We start from the raw sequence: 13,380 nt of genomic DNA on the forward strand, positions 1-13,380 counted from the left end.
TCGCCTCCCTGCGCGCCCAGGGCGACGGCAGCCTCGACCACTCCGCCCTCCTGCGCGGCGTCGAGCGCCTCTCCGGCCACAGCATCGAAGGCTGAGACGGCAGCGGGACCGCTCGTTCTCAGGTCCTGCACCCCAAGTTTCCGGGCGGCGGCCGCGCCGACACCTGTCCTGTCGCGCCCAGGCGCGGTCGTCGCCCGGAACCCACCCCGCTTTGTTTCAACAAAGTGTTGACGTTTGGTCGGAGCAGTTCCTACGCTCCGACATGCGGAAGGCAATTCCGCGCTCTCGTACGGAAGGTCACCATGTCGAAGCCCACGCTGACGACCGAGTCCGGCGCCCCGGTCGCCGACAACCAGAACTCCGCCACCGCCGGCGTCGGCGGCCCGATCATCCTCCAGGACCAGCACCTGCTGGAGAAGCTCGCGCGGTTCAACCGCGAGCGCATCCCGGAGCGCGTCGTGCACGCCCGTGGCTCCGGCGCGTACGGCTACTTCGAGGTGACCGACGACGTCACGGCCTACACCCGCGCCGACTTCCTGAACACCGTCGGCAAGCGCACCGAGACGTTCCTGCGCTTCTCGACCGTCGCCGACAACCTGGGCGGCCCCGACGCGGCCCGTGACCCGCGCGGCTTCGCCCTGAAGTTCTACACCGAAGAGGGCAACTACGACCTCGTCGGCAACAACACCCCGGTGTTCTTCATCAAGGACCCGCTGAAGTTCCCCGACTTCATCCACTCCCAGAAGCGCGACCCCTTCACGGGCAAGCAGGAGCCGGACAACGTCTGGGACTTCTGGGCGTACGCCCCCGAGGCCACCCACCAGATCACCTGGCTCATGGGCGACCGCGGCATCCCGGCCTCGTACCGCCACATGAACGGCTACGGCTCGCACACCTACCAGTGGACGAACGCCGAGGGCGAGGCCTTCTTCGTCAAGTACCACTTCAAGACCAACCAGGGCATCCGCTGCCTGAGCAGCGAGCAGGGCGCCGAGCTGGCGGGCAAGGACCCCAACAGCCACCAGACCGACCTGCTGCAGTCCATCGAGCGGGGCGTCTACCCCTCCTGGACCCTGTATGTGCAGATCATGCCGGCGGCCGAGGCGGCGAACTACCGCTTCAACCCGTTCGACCTGACCAAGGTCTGGCCGCACGCGGACTACCCGCTGCAGCGCGTCGGCCGCCTGGTCCTGGACCGCAACCCGGACAACGTCTTCGCCGAGGTCGAGCAGTCCGCGTTCTCGCCGAACAACTTCGTGCCCGGCATCGGCCCGTCCCCGGACAAGATGCTCCAGGGCCGGCTGTTCGCCTACGCGGACGCGCACCGCTACCGCCTGGGCGTCAACCACACCCAGCTGCCGGTGAACGCCCCCAAGGCGACCAAGGCCGACAACTACGGCCGGGACGGCTACATGGCCGCCAACGCCTACGGCCGCCACGCCAAGAACTACGAGCCCAACTCGTACGACGGCCCGGTGCAGACGAACGAGGCGCTCTCCGCCCCGCTGGCGATCTCCGGCTACACCGGCACGCACGAGGCCCCGGCGCACACCAAGGACGACGACTTCTTCCAGGCCGGTGAGCTCTACCGCCTGATGTCCGAGGACGAGAAGAAGCGCCTGGTGGACAACATCGCCGGCGGTCTCTCCCAGGTCAGCCGCGACGATGTGATCGAGAAGAACCTCGCCCACTTCCACGCGGCCGACCAGGACTACGGCAAGCGCGTCGAGGCGCGGGTCCGCGAGCTGCGTGAGGACTGACGGGAGGTCAGTTTCCTTGCGCATCCGTACCGGCCGGCCCGTTGAGGGGTGGTCGGCCGGTACGGAGAGGCAGTGCGGTGCTCCGCGGCGCCGGGGGGAATCCAGTGCGGTGGCAGTGCTCGCCCCGTAGGGAAGGGCGAGCCGCTCCCCCGCCGCGGAGCCCGCCTCCTGCCTCCGGCCCACAGCTCGTCCTGTGGGCCCAGACTCCGTCCGGTGGTGCGATGTCCCGTCGCGCCCATCTCTCGTATCACCGGGCGGGAACCACCCACGAGGGCCCGGAATTCCGTACGGTCACGGAATTCCGGGCCCTTCGTGCGTGCCCCGCTCCCGGGCACATCCCGCCCCCGCCTGCGGCTCTCGGCGTATTTCGGCCCCCGGCACCCGGTTTTGGAGGGACGATGGGCCGTAGCGGCAGCACCGTCCTGCTGCCGTACCCAGCAAGTGCCAGGAGCTCATATGGCCGACAGCGTGCCGGTGCGGTGCCCTACGTGCCGCCGCGAGAACGCCTTCACCCCGCCGACCTTCCCGTGCGCCTGCGGCGCGCCGCTGACCATGCCCGTGCTGCGCGGCGGGGTGCCCGTCGAGATACTCCACCGCACCTGGCAGGCCTCCTGGGTAGAGGTCCGGTGCGAGGCCTGCGGGCGGCAGGACCAGTGGCCGGCGCCGGAGTCCGGGTGCGTCTGCGGCACGGTCGTCCGGATCCCGGTGGTTGCCGCGCCCGCCGCGCCGCCCGGCGTGCCCGATTCCGGCCCGCCCGCAGCCCGGGAGCCGGCGGCGCCCGGCCCGCGCCCCGCCGTGCTGCGGCCCGCGTTCCGCCCCGTCACCATCCGCACGGCCCGCGACTGCGTCACCGCCGCCGCGCAGTATCTGAAGTGGCTGGGCTTCACGGACGTCGTCCGCACCCAGGAACGCGCCGCCGCGGGCGTGGACCTGCGGGGTACCGGGGTGGTGGCCCAGGTGGACCCTTCGACCCGGTCCACCAGACTTCGCGAGATCGAATGCGTCTGGCTCAACGGCCTCAACGACTCGGCCATCGCCGTCTTCTTCTCGCTGGCCGGCTATGCCCGAGACGCCCGTGCCCGCGCCGACGCACTCCACCTCCCGCTGTTCGTGATGGACCTCACCGGCACCCCGCAGCCGGTCAACGACCCCGCCGACGAGCTGATCAAATACGGCGCGACGGGCCGGTGACCGGGTGAACATCTCCCTGCCGGACGCAGCCGAACTGCCCCTGCTGCGCGATATCGAGCGGGCCGCCGGGGAGCCCTTCCGCGCCCTCGGCATGGCGGCGATCGCGGATGACGAACCGCCGTCGCCGGCGGAGCTGACGCGCTACCGAGCGGCGCGCCGGCTGCTGGCCGCATACGGGGAGCGGGGAGACGGCGGTGCGCCGGAGCGGCCGGTCGGCTACCTGATGTGGGAACCGGTCGACAACTGCCTGCACATCGAGCAGGTCTCCGTACATCCGGACCACGCCCGCCGCGGAATCGGCCGGGCCCTGATCGACCGGGCCGAGAAGGACTGGCCACAGGCGGCGGCGCTGACCCTGACCACCTTCGCCGAGGTGCCGTGGAACGCGCCGTACTACGAGCGGCTCGGCTTCCGGGTCCTCGCCGAGGACGAACTCACCCCCGGGCTGCGCGACATCCGCGCCGCGGAGGCGCGGCATGGCCTGGACCGCTGGCCGCGGGTGTGCATGCGGCGCCCCGCCACGCCCCGGAGACCACCGGAGACAATGGGGAGATGATCGACGCGAAAGCGCTCCGCGCAGTCTGCCTGGGCTTCAACGGCGCCACCGAGGAATTCCCGTTCCCCCGGCACCCGGACGTGTCGACCTTCAAGGTCGGCGGCAAGATCTTCGCGCTGACGACGCTGGAGGCCGCCCCGCTCACGGTCAGTCTCAAATGCGATCCGGAGCTGGCCGAGCGGCTGCGTGCGGCGCACCCGGAGGTGGTGCCCGGCTATCACCTCAACAAGCGGCACTGGAACACCGTTTCGCTGGACGGCGACCTCCCCGACCGGCTGGTGCTCGACATGATCGAGGACTCCTACGACCTGATCGTGGCGTCGCTGCCGCGCGCTCAGCGCCTCCTCCTGGACTGGCCGGGGGAAAGCAGGCGCTGACCGGCGCCTGCCTCGGCGCGCCGGGGGATGCAGGGCCCGGCACCGGCGCGCCGAGGACGGGGGCTACAGCACGGCACCCCGTGCGGTGGCGGGGGCCACCGTGTTGAACTTGCCGTTCACACTGCCGTTGCCGGCGTACTCGGCGGTGTAGCCGCCCAGCACCGCGCCGACGGCGGACTGCGGACGCTCCGCGTCACAGGACGCCCGGCCCGCGGTGTCCGTCCTGGCCACGCACAGGACCTTGCCCGCGCCGTCCTTGAAGGTGATGGTCGCGTTCCAGATGGCGTCCTGGGGGCCGTTGTCACGGTCCCGGACCAGGGTGGCGTTGAGCCCTGTGACCTTCGCGGCCGACACGGACGGCGAGGACAGCTCGGCGCGCCCCGCGGTCAGCTTGGTGCCCATCTCGGGCACCGTACGCGCCGGGCCGCACAGACCGCGCGTCCAGTCGAAGGAGGCGCCGGGGGCGCAGTGCACGCGCTCCTGCTGCTCCATGGCGCCGCCGGCGGTCGGCTTGCAGCGGTAGAAGGCGGCGGCGTTGCCGGCGTCGATGGCCAGGTGGTCCGCGGGCCTGTGACGGTCCACCACATGGCCGGCCCCGCTCTGGCAGCCCGCGGTGTACACCTCGGTGTCGTAGCCGCCGTACTGGTCGGGACCGACGGCGGAGGCGGGGGCGGCGAAGGCCCCCAGTGAAGCAACCACGGCAGCCGCTGTGGTTGCCCAACGAGCAATAGGTGTCATGGAGTTCCGTTTCTTCGGAGGGTGAGAGGTGGGTGGGGGCATTGGCGCGATGAGGCCTGCCCGTGGCCGGATCCTGTCATGATCGCGCCGACCGCACCCTAAGGGGACACGCCTCCCGTACGGATCTCGTACGAACGAAACAAGCCAGCTCAGCGACCCGATTAGGGTGTGCGCATGCGTATAGCCCGCCAGGCGGCCCGCGTTGCCGTGCTCGATCCCGACGGCGCAATCTTTCTCTTCCGTTACGACAACGAGGAGGTCGGCGTCCACTGGGCACTGCCCGGCGGAGGCCTGGCCCCCGGCGAGACGCCGCGCGAGGGCGCGCTGCGGGAGCTGCGCGAGGAAACCGGCTGGACCGACCTGGAGCCGGGCCCCTTGCTCTGCACCTGGGAACACGACTTCACCCTCCCCCAAGCTCTCGGCGGCGCTCGAGCAGGGGGGACCCCCCTCGTGCCCGTACGCCAGCACGAGCACATCTACCTCGCCCAGGGCCCGCGCCGCGAGGTGGCCGACGGTGTGGCCGGCGCGCATGCCGACGACAGGATCCTCGACGGCCGCTGGTGGACCCCGGCCGAACTGGCCGCCGCCACCGAACCCCTCTGGCCGCCCCAGCTCCCCGCCCTCCTCTCGGCGGTGGCGGAGGGCGGCGGCCCGGCCCCGGTGGACCTGGGGTACGTACCGAACGCGGCGCCGCCGCCTCCCGAAGTGCTGTGGTCCCACGGTGCCGCCCTCGCCGCCTGGGCCGCCGAGGGTCCGCTGCCCGTCCACACCTACCGGGTGGACGAGGCCGGCCTGCACTCCGAGGACATCGGCAACGGCTACTGGTCGCTGACCTGGGTCGAGGGCGGACGGGCGGTGCTCCACGGGATCGACAACGACTACAGCGAGGGCATCGGGCTGACGCCGCCGGTCGATCTGCTGGCCGGCGGACCGGACTGGCTCCCGTGGGAATGGCTGATCACGCTGATCCGCAACGAGGTGCTCGGCTTCGTCTACTGGTGGGCGGACGGTGCCTGGGGCCGTGCCCCCTATCCCGACGAGCTGCGCGAGGACGGGCTGACCGCGATCGTCCCGGCCGACGACTCCGAGGTGCGGACGGTCCTCGCTGCGCTGGCGGAGGACGGCGCCGACGCGGAGGAGATGCGGCGCAGGGGGACGGCGGAGGGTCAGGCGGCCGCCGCGCGTACCGTGCCCCGGCCGCAGCTGCCGGCCGGCCGCGGGGAGCCCGCCGGCCGGCGGGTGCCGTGCGACCTGCCGGAACAGTACGCGGCGGTGATCGCGGTAGCGATGCGCGCGACCGTCGAACTGCCCCGCACAGCGCCCGCCGAGAGCCCCGCCCTGGCACGCCTGGTGGCCTGGCTGCGCGCCAACCACCCCCAGCCGGACGGCGGTTGCCTCCTCACCGCGGCCTTTTCCGACGGCGCCGACAGCGCCAACCCGTACGGCGCCGACGGTTTCCACGACGAGCAGGGCAGACGGCTCGGCGCCGAGGTGTCCGCGCTGCTGGGTGAGCTGCGGCAGGCCGACGCGGACGCCTCGTCCGGCCGCTGGATGTACGTACGGGTGCAGATCACGGCCGACGAGGTCACCGTCGACCGCGCCCACGACCACCTGCCTGGCTGGTGGGGTGCCCGCTACGGCACCCACGAGGCCCGGCCGGAGACCCTGGCGCGCGAGATGGCCTCCCGCGCGCCCCGGTGGCGGCCGGCCTGGGTGGGGCTCCTGGACGAGGACATCCCCGCCAACGGCGCACCCGCAGCCCTCTGCCGCCCGGCTACCGCACCGCCCCCAGCTCCTTCGCCAGCCGCTCCCGCAGCTCCACCTTCCGGACCTTCCCGCTGACCGTCATCGGGAACTCGTCCACGATCTCGAGGTAGCGCGGCACCTTGTAGTGCGCGAGCCGGGAGCGGCAGTACCGGTCCAACTCGTCGCGGGTGAGCGGTGCTCCGGGATCGCGGAGGATGACACAGGCCGCGATCTCCTCGCCGTACTTCTCGTCCGGGACGCCGACGACCTGGACGTCGGCGATCTTGGGATGGGAGTGGAGGAACTCCTCGATCTCGCGCGGGTAGACGTTCTCACCGCCGCGGATGATCATGTCCTTGATGCGGCCGACGATCCGTACGTACCCGTCGTCGTTCATCACCGCCAGATCGCCGGTGTGCATCCAGCGAGCGGCGTCGATGACCTCGGCGGTGCGTTCCGCGTCCTCCCAGTAGCCGAGCATCACGCTGTAGCCGCGGGTGCACAGTTCGCCCGGGGTGCCGCGCGGTACGGTCACCCCGCTCACCGGGTCGACGACCTTGACCTCGATATGCGGCAGCACCCGGCCGACGGTTGCGGTGCGGTGTTCCAGGTCGTCGTCGCGGCGCGTCTGGGTGGAGACCGGCGACGTCTCGGTCATGCCGTAACAGATGGACACCTCGGCCATATGCATCTCGGAGACCACCCGCTTCATCACCTCCTCCGGGCACGGCGAGCCCGCCATGATGCCGGTACGGAGCGAGGAGAGGTCGTACGAGGCGAAGTCGGGGTGATGGAGTTCGGCGATGAACATGGTGGGGACGCCGTAGAGGGAGGTGCAGCGTTCGTCCTGCACTGCCTGGAGCGTGGCGGCGGCGTCGAAGGCGGGGGCCGGGATGACGATGCAGGCGCCGTGCGAGGTGGCGCCCAGGTTGCCCATCACCATGCCGAAGCAATGGTAGAAGGGCACCGGCAGGCACACCCGGTCGTGCTCGGTGTAGCCGATCGTCTCGCCCACCCAGAAGCCGTTGTTGAGGATGTTGTGGTGGGAGAGAGTGGCGCCCTTGGGGAAGCCGGTGGTGCCGGAGGTGTACTGGATGTTGACCGGGTCGTCGGCGGTCAGGTGCTGCGCGCAGTCGGCGAGGCGGGTGTGCGGGACGCCGGCGCCGCCGGCCAGCAGTCCGCCCCATGACGTCGGGTCGCCGATGTAGACGACGTCGCGCAGCGCGGGGCAGTCGGCCCGTACCTGCTCGGCCATCCGGCGGTAGTCGCTGGTCCTGTGCTCGATCGCGGAGACCAGGACGCCGATGCCCGCCTGGCGCAGGACGTACGCCAGCTCATGGACACGGTATGCCGGGTTGACGTTGACGAGGATGGCGCCGATCTTGGCGGTGGCGTACTGGACGAGTACCCATTCGGCGCAGTTGGGCGACCAGATGCCGACCCGGTCGCCCTTGCCGACGCCCTTGCCGAGCAGTCCGAGGGCCACCTCGTCGACCGCGCGGCCCAGTTCCCGGTAGGTCCAGCGGCGGCCGGTCGCCACCTCGACGAGCGCCTCACGTTCGCCGAAGCGGGCGATGGCGCGGACGAGATCCTCGCCGATGGTATGGCCGAGCAGGGGCCGTTCGGCGGTCCCGCTCGCGTACGAGAGTCCGTCCTCCGAGAGTCCGTCCTGCGAGAGTCCGTCCTGCTCCTCTGCGTCGTCCTTCTTCGCTGCGGTCTTCTGCCGGCTGCTGCTCATCGGGGGTTCTCCTCACGGTACTCGGCGCCACCGTCCACACACTGGCACCCAGCGTGCCCTGACGGCCTCTGGCGCGCCTACCCTTGCGCCCGGCGGGCGGTACCGAGGGTTCCGGACAGCCGGTCCGTCCAGGGGATTTGGGCGACCGGCAGGGCGTACAGCATGGCCCGGGCCGGGGTCACTTCTCCGGGTTGCAGGCGGCGATTCCGTTCAGCACGTGGTCGAGACCGGCGTCGAAGGCGGTGTCCGGGTCGGGGTGGGTGGCGTCCCGGACGGCCTTGGCGAGGGTGGGGTAACGGCCCGTGGCCAGCATCCGTTCGAGGTAGGGGCCGGTGGCGGCCTGCCACTGGCGCTCGTTCATGCCGGTGGTGCGTTCGGCGCGCAGTTCGGCGATCTCCTGGCGGATCGCCCCGATGAGATACGCCTGCACCGAGTAGACGGCCGGCAGCACCGCGTCGATGTCATCAAAGCCGGGCGCGCCGTGCACCGTGGCCAGCGCCGCTTCGAGGTGGGCCAGCGCATGGGGGCCCAAGTGCGGCCGCCCGCCGAGCAGATCGGCGAACCACTCGTGCCGGAGGGCGGCCCGCCGGGTGTCGCGGGCGAAGGAGCGCAGGGCGTCGCGCCAGTCACCGCCGGCCGGATCGGGCGCGGGGATCTCGCTATAGACGGCGTCCACCATGAGGTCGAGCAGCTCCTCCTTGGTGGACAGATAGCGGTACAGCCGCATCGGTCCCGCGTCCAGCGCGGCGGCGACCTTGCGCAGCGATACGGCCTCGAGCCCGTCGGCGTCGGCGAGTTCGACCGCGGCGTGGACGATGCGGTCCCTGCTGAGGGGGCTGGGGGCCGGCCGGCGGGGCGGCTCGGGCCGTTCCCAGATGAGAGGGGTGGGCTCTCCGGTGCCGTCGTCTGGTCGTCCCGCCGTCATCGCGCCTCGTCTTTCACCGTTCTGCGACGTCGTTCCGTGAGCCGTTCTGTGACGTCGGAGAAAAGAATACGCCGCGACACGCGATGCCGATACAGTGTATTGATAGATACACCGTATCGGACCCGTGTCGGACTCGTATCCGACTTGCCCAAGAGAAGGCGGAGTCTCATGACCCCTCGCATCGCCATCGTCGGAGCCGGCCCCGGCGGCCTGACCCTCGCCCGCGTCCTGCACGTCCACGGCATCGACGCCGTCGTCTACGAACGCGAGAGCTCCCGCACCGCACGCCCCCAGGGCGGCATGCTCGACCTGCATACGGACGGCGGTCAGCGCGCCCTGCAGGCGGCCGGCCTGGAGGCCGAATTCATTGCCATAGCGCGCCCCGAGGGCCAGGACATGCGCCTGCTCGACCACACCGGCACCGTGCTGCTCCAGGAGGACACCCCCGACGACGCCCCGCTGGACCGCCCCGAGGTCGACCGCGCCGACCTGCGCGAGGTCCTCCTCGACTCCCTCCCCGAGGGAACCGTCGTATGGGGGAAGGCATTCCGGACCGCCGTCGCCCTGCCCGAGGGCGGACACCGGCTGCACTTCGCCGACGGCACCACCGCCGACTGCGATCTGCTCGTCGGCGCGGACGGCGCCCGCTCCCGGGTCCGTCCGCTGCTGACCGACGCCCGGCCCCACCACATCGGCAACAACCTCGTCGAATGCGGGATCCCCGACATCGACCGCACCCATCCCGACCTCGCCGCCATGGTCGGACGCGGCAACTACTGGGCCTACGGTCCGGACCGGTCCCTGTCGGCCCAGCGCAACGGCGACGGCCGGGTGCGCATCTACCTGTCGTTCCACCACACGCCGGAGGACTGGCTCAGCACCTGCGGCATCCCGTTCGAGGACCCCGCTCGGGCCCGTACGGCGCTGACGGACCTGTTCGCCGACTGGGCTCCCCAGTTCACCGCCCTCATCCAGGCATGCGACGACACCTTCGTGCCCCGCCCGATCACCACGCTGCCCGTCGGCCTGACCTGGCCCGCCACCCCCGGCGTCACGCTCCTCGGCGACGCCGCCCATCTGATGCCGCCCGCCGGACAGGGCGCCAACGTGGCCATGGTCGACGGCGCCGAACTCGCCCTCGCGCTCGCCGCGCACCCCGACGACGCGGCCGCCGCCCTCCGCGCCTACGAGAGCGCGATGTTCGAGCGCGGTGCCGCGGCGGCGGAGCAGTCCGCCCGCATCCTGGAACTCTTCACGTCCCCGCGCGGCGCACAGGCCGTGCTGGGATTCTTCCAGGGCGTGTCGGCGTAAGACCGACGTCGTACCGTGTGCCCATGACCGATTCCGATGACGTCCGCCGGATCGCCCTCTCCCTCCCGGAGACGGTGGAGAAGGAAGCCTGGGAGATGCCCACGTTCCGGGTCGCCGGGAAGATGTTCCTCACGCTTCCCGACGATGAGACGTCGTTCGCCGTGCGATGCCCCATCCACGAGCGAGGGGAGCTGATCGCGGCGGAACCGCAGAAGTTCTGGGTACCGCCGCACGAAGCCGGCTCCCACTGGGTGCGGGTACGGCTTGCCGCGCTGGAGGACATCGACGAACTGCGGGACATCGTCGTGGACTCCTGGAGGCAGGCAGCCCCGCCGCGCCTCGTGGACGACGCCTGACGACGCCTGACGACCGGGGCGTAACCCCGCAGGCACACCTCGAACGTCTCACCCGGTGCGTCCGTACTGCATCGAAGGATGTAGCGGGCATTCGTCGCCGGGGACGAGGAATCCGGCCCTGAGCGCCCCGAGCATGGGGGAAAGCGAGGATCACGGGCGGGAGTCGGGGTGGCCGGGCAAGTGGGGATACGGGCGGCGGAGGGAGCCGTCGAGGGCGCAGACGACGGGGTGCGGGCGCGCTTGCCGCTGCTGGACGTGCTGCGCGGGGTGGCGATTCTCGGGACGTTGATGAGCAACGTCTGGATCTTCGCCGGACCGGGCGCCGAGTGGGGCGTCCTCGGCGGGAACGCCGCAACGTCGGCGGGAGGCGGCTCGTCATCCCTGGCCGGAGCGACGGAGACGGCCTTCCGGTTCCTCGCGAACGGCAAGTTCCTGTCGATGCTGACGCTTCTCTTCGGAGTCGGGCTGGCCATCCAGTTCCGGTCGGCCGCCCGGCGCGGGCTGCCGTGGCCGGGCCGGTACAAGTGGCGGGCGCTGTTCCTCTTCGCCGAGGGGACCGTGCACTTCGTCCTCGTCTTCGCCTGGGACGTGCTGATGGGGTACGCGGTGGTCGCATTGCTGGTGGCCTGGCTGCTCACCCGTTCCGCGCGGGCCCAGCGCGTGACATGGATCGTCATGGGCGGCCTCCACGTGGCGGCGATGACGCTGCTCACGGCCGCCCTGCTGGTCGCCTCGGGCGGCGGGACCGGGGGCGGGGCCGGGGGCGCCCCCGACGCCGATGCCGTGGCGCTGTACGCCGAGGGGGGTTACGGGGAGCAGGTCGCCTTCCGGCTGTCGCACGCCGTGGTGCTGCGCGCGGAACCGGTCTTCTCCTTCGGGCTGTTGGTGTTCATGTTCCTCCTCGGCGTACGGCTCTTCCGGGCCGGGGCCTTTCAGAACGATGCGGCAGGGCGGCGCATCCGGCGCCGGCTGGCCGGGTGGGGCCTGGGGCTCGGTCTTCCCCTCAACTTCCTTGCCCTGCTGGGCGGTCCGGACTTCTTCTTCCTGGACCGGTACGGGGCGGCGCCGGTCCTGGCGATCGGCTACCTCGGCCTCATCGGCATGGCGATGGACCGCCTCCGCCACCCCGGTCCGTCGGCGTCCGCCGTGACCTCCGCCCTGGCCTCCGTCGGCCGTACGGCCCTGTCCTGCTACGTACTGCAGAACGTGCTCGCCATGCTGGCCTGCTACGGCATCGGCCTCGGCCTGGCATCCCGCTGGGCGGACAACGGCCCCTGGTGGCCCATCGGTCTGTGGGCGGTGATCTGCCTGGTGCTGGTGACGGGGGCGAGCCTGTGGCTGCGGCGGTTTGCGCACGGGCCGCTGGAATCGGTGCAGAAGCGGCTGCTACGGCGCTGAGCGGGGCAGCTCACCGTCGGACCGCCCCGGCGGGTCAGCCGGACCAGCCGGACCAGCCGGACCGGGTGATCCAGGCCGATCAAGCCGGCACCGGGCAGGAAGACCACGACCGGGCCGCCGCTGCCCGAGCGGTGACCAAACAGGCTGCGCCCGTCGATGCCGTAGAAGCGCCCCAGCGGGGCCTGATGCGCGGGGCGCGAAGATCAAGCCTGCCGGCCGTCACGCATCCGGGCGGGTGAAGGATGGTCGTTCGAGCGAGTGCAGCGTGTTCTCGACGGTCTTCGGCCATCTGGCATCTGTGGTGGTCGAGGAGGTCGTGGTGGAGGATGATCCGGAAGAGAGCCACCCCCGAGGCCCCGGTCACGCTCGCCCCCCGTCGGAGGATTTGGCAGTCGACATGTCCATGCGGTTGGGTGCATGCCAAATGATCTGGTCAGCGAAGGGGTTGACGGTGTTCAGAGTGGCACGGGGGATCGCGGTGGGAGCCGCGCTGGCGGCGGCGCTCACGGCGTGCGGAGGCAACAGCGGCGCCGGCAGTGGGAGCAACGGTAGCGGTGGGAGCACCGGTAGCGGTGCCGGGGCGGGGGCCAAAGCCGGCGGCGAACAGTCGAAGGCGCCCGTCGTGCTCACGTCGGACCAGGTGCGCAGGGCCTTGGTGGACACGGAGAGCGCTCCTCAAGGCTGGGAGGGATTCGGCGTCGACATGGACGAACCGGTCGTGTCCCTCAAGACCTGTCAGGCCGACACGGGGACGAAGTGCGGTGGCTTCGTAGCCCTGGGCTCGTCGCACATCACGCAGGGGGGTGACGGGCAGGTCGTCTTCACCCTCTATGCCTTCCGGACGCCGAACGACGCGAAGGCCGCCATGAAGGGCCTGGCGGCAAAGGAGCACCGTAGTGCCGGCGCCGGGGCGAAACCGCTGAAAGTCTCGGCGGACACGGACGAGACCGAGGCGTTCACCGGGCGGAACACCGAGATCTTTATGCGCCTCGGCGGGACCCTGGTCCGGGTGGCGAGTAAGGGCCTTCCCGAAGGCGAGCCCTACGACGATTTCGCGAGGCTTCAGGTCGATCGGATCAAGCAGACGGTTGAGGGGAAGGACGTCGGAGGCTGACCTTCTTGCGGCCCTGTGACGGGCTGCCACAGGCAGGTGGAAGGATGGTCGTTCGAGTGAGTGCAGCGTGTTCTCGACGGCCTTCGGCCATCTGGCATCTGTGGTGGCCGAGGAGGTCGTGGCGGAGGATACCGCGCTGGCCTTCGCCGCGCGGACGGTGACCCGGGAGG

At 71.1% G+C, this 13,380-nt stretch carries 12 protein-coding genes and 1 pseudogene; 10 read left to right on the forward strand and 3 right to left on the reverse strand.

The window, feature by feature from the left end; translation table 11 throughout:
• From ADL29_RS45175 to ADL29_RS12875, 5 genes and pseudogenes are all read left to right on the forward strand, one after another.
• Nucleotides 1–95, forward strand: a pseudogene (locus ADL29_RS45175) (2-hydroxy-3-oxopropionate reductase); the annotation flags it as partial.
• Nucleotides 96–302: 207 nt separating this feature from the next.
• Nucleotides 303–1,760 carry a catalase gene (locus ADL29_RS12860; RefSeq protein ID WP_046925336.1) on the forward strand — a complete coding sequence of 486 codons (1,458 nt, stop codon included), beginning with the start codon at nucleotides 303–305 and terminating at the stop codon, nucleotides 1,758–1,760.
• Between the two features lie 456 nt (nucleotides 1,761–2,216).
• Entirely contained in the window at nucleotides 2,217–2,951 is a 735-nt protein-coding gene (locus ADL29_RS12865; RefSeq protein ID WP_053923808.1) for a hypothetical protein, read from the forward strand.
• A gap of 4 nt (nucleotides 2,952–2,955) precedes the next feature.
• Complete coding sequence (locus tag ADL29_RS12870) at nucleotides 2,956–3,507, forward strand: GNAT family N-acetyltransferase (RefSeq protein ID WP_053923809.1); 552 nt, start codon at nucleotides 2,956–2,958, stop codon at nucleotides 3,505–3,507.
• A complete protein-coding gene (locus ADL29_RS12875; RefSeq protein WP_046925339.1) occupies nucleotides 3,504–3,884 on the forward strand; it encodes an MmcQ/YjbR family DNA-binding protein in 381 nt (126 codons plus the stop codon). Before ADL29_RS12870 ends, ADL29_RS12875 begins: the two co-directional genes overlap by 4 nt.
• Nucleotides 3,885–3,947: 63 nt before the next feature.
• On the opposite strand, the gene ADL29_RS12880 is transcribed toward ADL29_RS12875, so the two are convergent.
• The gene (locus tag ADL29_RS12880) at nucleotides 3,948–4,583 is read right to left on the reverse strand and encodes a hypothetical protein (RefSeq protein ID WP_245689365.1); all 636 of its coding nucleotides are present in this window, start codon (nucleotides 4,581–4,583) and stop codon (nucleotides 3,948–3,950) included.
• A gap of 213 nt (nucleotides 4,584–4,796) precedes the next feature.
• Between ADL29_RS12880 and ADL29_RS44530 the strand changes: the two genes are divergently transcribed.
• Nucleotides 4,797–6,464: an NUDIX hydrolase gene (locus ADL29_RS44530; protein WP_107094956.1), complete on the forward strand. Its 1,668-nt coding sequence runs from the start codon at nucleotides 4,797–4,799 to the stop codon at nucleotides 6,462–6,464.
• On the opposite strand, the gene ADL29_RS12890 is transcribed toward ADL29_RS44530, so the two are convergent.
• Nucleotides 6,397–8,106, reverse strand: a complete 1,710-nt coding sequence (locus tag ADL29_RS12890; protein WP_078970950.1) for an AMP-binding protein — start codon at nucleotides 8,104–8,106, stop codon at nucleotides 6,397–6,399. The genes ADL29_RS44530 and ADL29_RS12890 overlap by 68 nt on opposite strands.
• 178 nt (nucleotides 8,107–8,284) lie before the next feature.
• Nucleotides 8,285–9,031 (reverse strand): TetR/AcrR family transcriptional regulator, encoded by a 747-nt coding sequence (locus ADL29_RS12895; protein WP_053923811.1) that lies wholly within the window; start codon nucleotides 9,029–9,031, stop codon nucleotides 8,285–8,287.
• Nucleotides 9,032–9,199: 168 nt separating this feature from the next.
• Between ADL29_RS12895 and ADL29_RS12900 the strand changes: the two genes are divergently transcribed.
• The 4 genes from ADL29_RS12900 (at nucleotide 9,200) to ADL29_RS12915 (ending at nucleotide 13,210) form a co-directional block, all read left to right on the forward strand.
• Nucleotides 9,200–10,342, forward strand: a complete 1,143-nt coding sequence (locus ADL29_RS12900; RefSeq protein ID WP_053923812.1) for an FAD-dependent oxidoreductase — start codon at nucleotides 9,200–9,202, stop codon at nucleotides 10,340–10,342.
• 23 nt (nucleotides 10,343–10,365) lie between these two features.
• On the forward strand, nucleotides 10,366–10,698 hold the full coding sequence (locus ADL29_RS12905) for an MmcQ/YjbR family DNA-binding protein (protein ID WP_046925343.1): 333 nt from the start codon (nucleotides 10,366–10,368) through the stop codon (nucleotides 10,696–10,698).
• Nucleotides 10,699–10,866: 168 nt separating this feature from the next.
• On the forward strand, nucleotides 10,867–12,096 hold the full coding sequence (locus ADL29_RS12910; RefSeq protein ID WP_107094957.1) for a DUF418 domain-containing protein: 1,230 nt from the start codon (nucleotides 10,867–10,869) through the stop codon (nucleotides 12,094–12,096).
• 265 nt (nucleotides 12,097–12,361) lie between these two features.
• A complete protein-coding gene (locus tag ADL29_RS12915) occupies nucleotides 12,362–13,210 on the forward strand; it encodes a hypothetical protein (RefSeq protein ID WP_053923813.1) in 849 nt (282 codons plus the stop codon).
• The last annotated feature ends 170 nt before the right edge of the window (nucleotides 13,211–13,380 follow it).

The organism is Streptomyces chattanoogensis (genome assembly GCF_001294335.1).
Taxonomy (GTDB): Bacteria; Actinomycetota; Actinomycetes; order Streptomycetales; family Streptomycetaceae; genus Streptomyces; species Streptomyces chattanoogensis.

What these genes read in the sequence shown, in the direction of transcription:
- ADL29_RS12895 (WP_053923811.1), bottom strand. Translation starts at nt 9,031, where the DNA reads ATGACGGCGGGACGACCAGACGACGGCACCGGAGAGCCCACCCCTCTC.
- ADL29_RS12900 (WP_053923812.1), top strand. Translation starts at nt 9,200, where the DNA reads ATGACCCCTCGCATCGCCATCGTCGGAGCCGGCCCCGGCGGCCTGACC.
- ADL29_RS44530 (WP_107094956.1), top strand. Translation starts at nt 4,797, where the DNA reads ATGCGTATAGCCCGCCAGGCGGCCCGCGTTGCCGTGCTCGATCCCGAC.
- ADL29_RS12890 (WP_078970950.1), bottom strand. Translation starts at nt 8,106, where the DNA reads ATGAGCAGCAGCCGGCAGAAGACCGCAGCGAAGAAGGACGACGCAGAG.
- ADL29_RS12875 (WP_046925339.1), top strand. Translation starts at nt 3,504, where the DNA reads ATGATCGACGCGAAAGCGCTCCGCGCAGTCTGCCTGGGCTTCAACGGC.
- ADL29_RS12860 (WP_046925336.1), top strand. Translation starts at nt 303, where the DNA reads ATGTCGAAGCCCACGCTGACGACCGAGTCCGGCGCCCCGGTCGCCGAC.
- ADL29_RS12865 (WP_053923808.1), top strand. Translation starts at nt 2,217, where the DNA reads ATGGCCGACAGCGTGCCGGTGCGGTGCCCTACGTGCCGCCGCGAGAAC.
- ADL29_RS12905 (WP_046925343.1), top strand. Translation starts at nt 10,366, where the DNA reads ATGACCGATTCCGATGACGTCCGCCGGATCGCCCTCTCCCTCCCGGAG.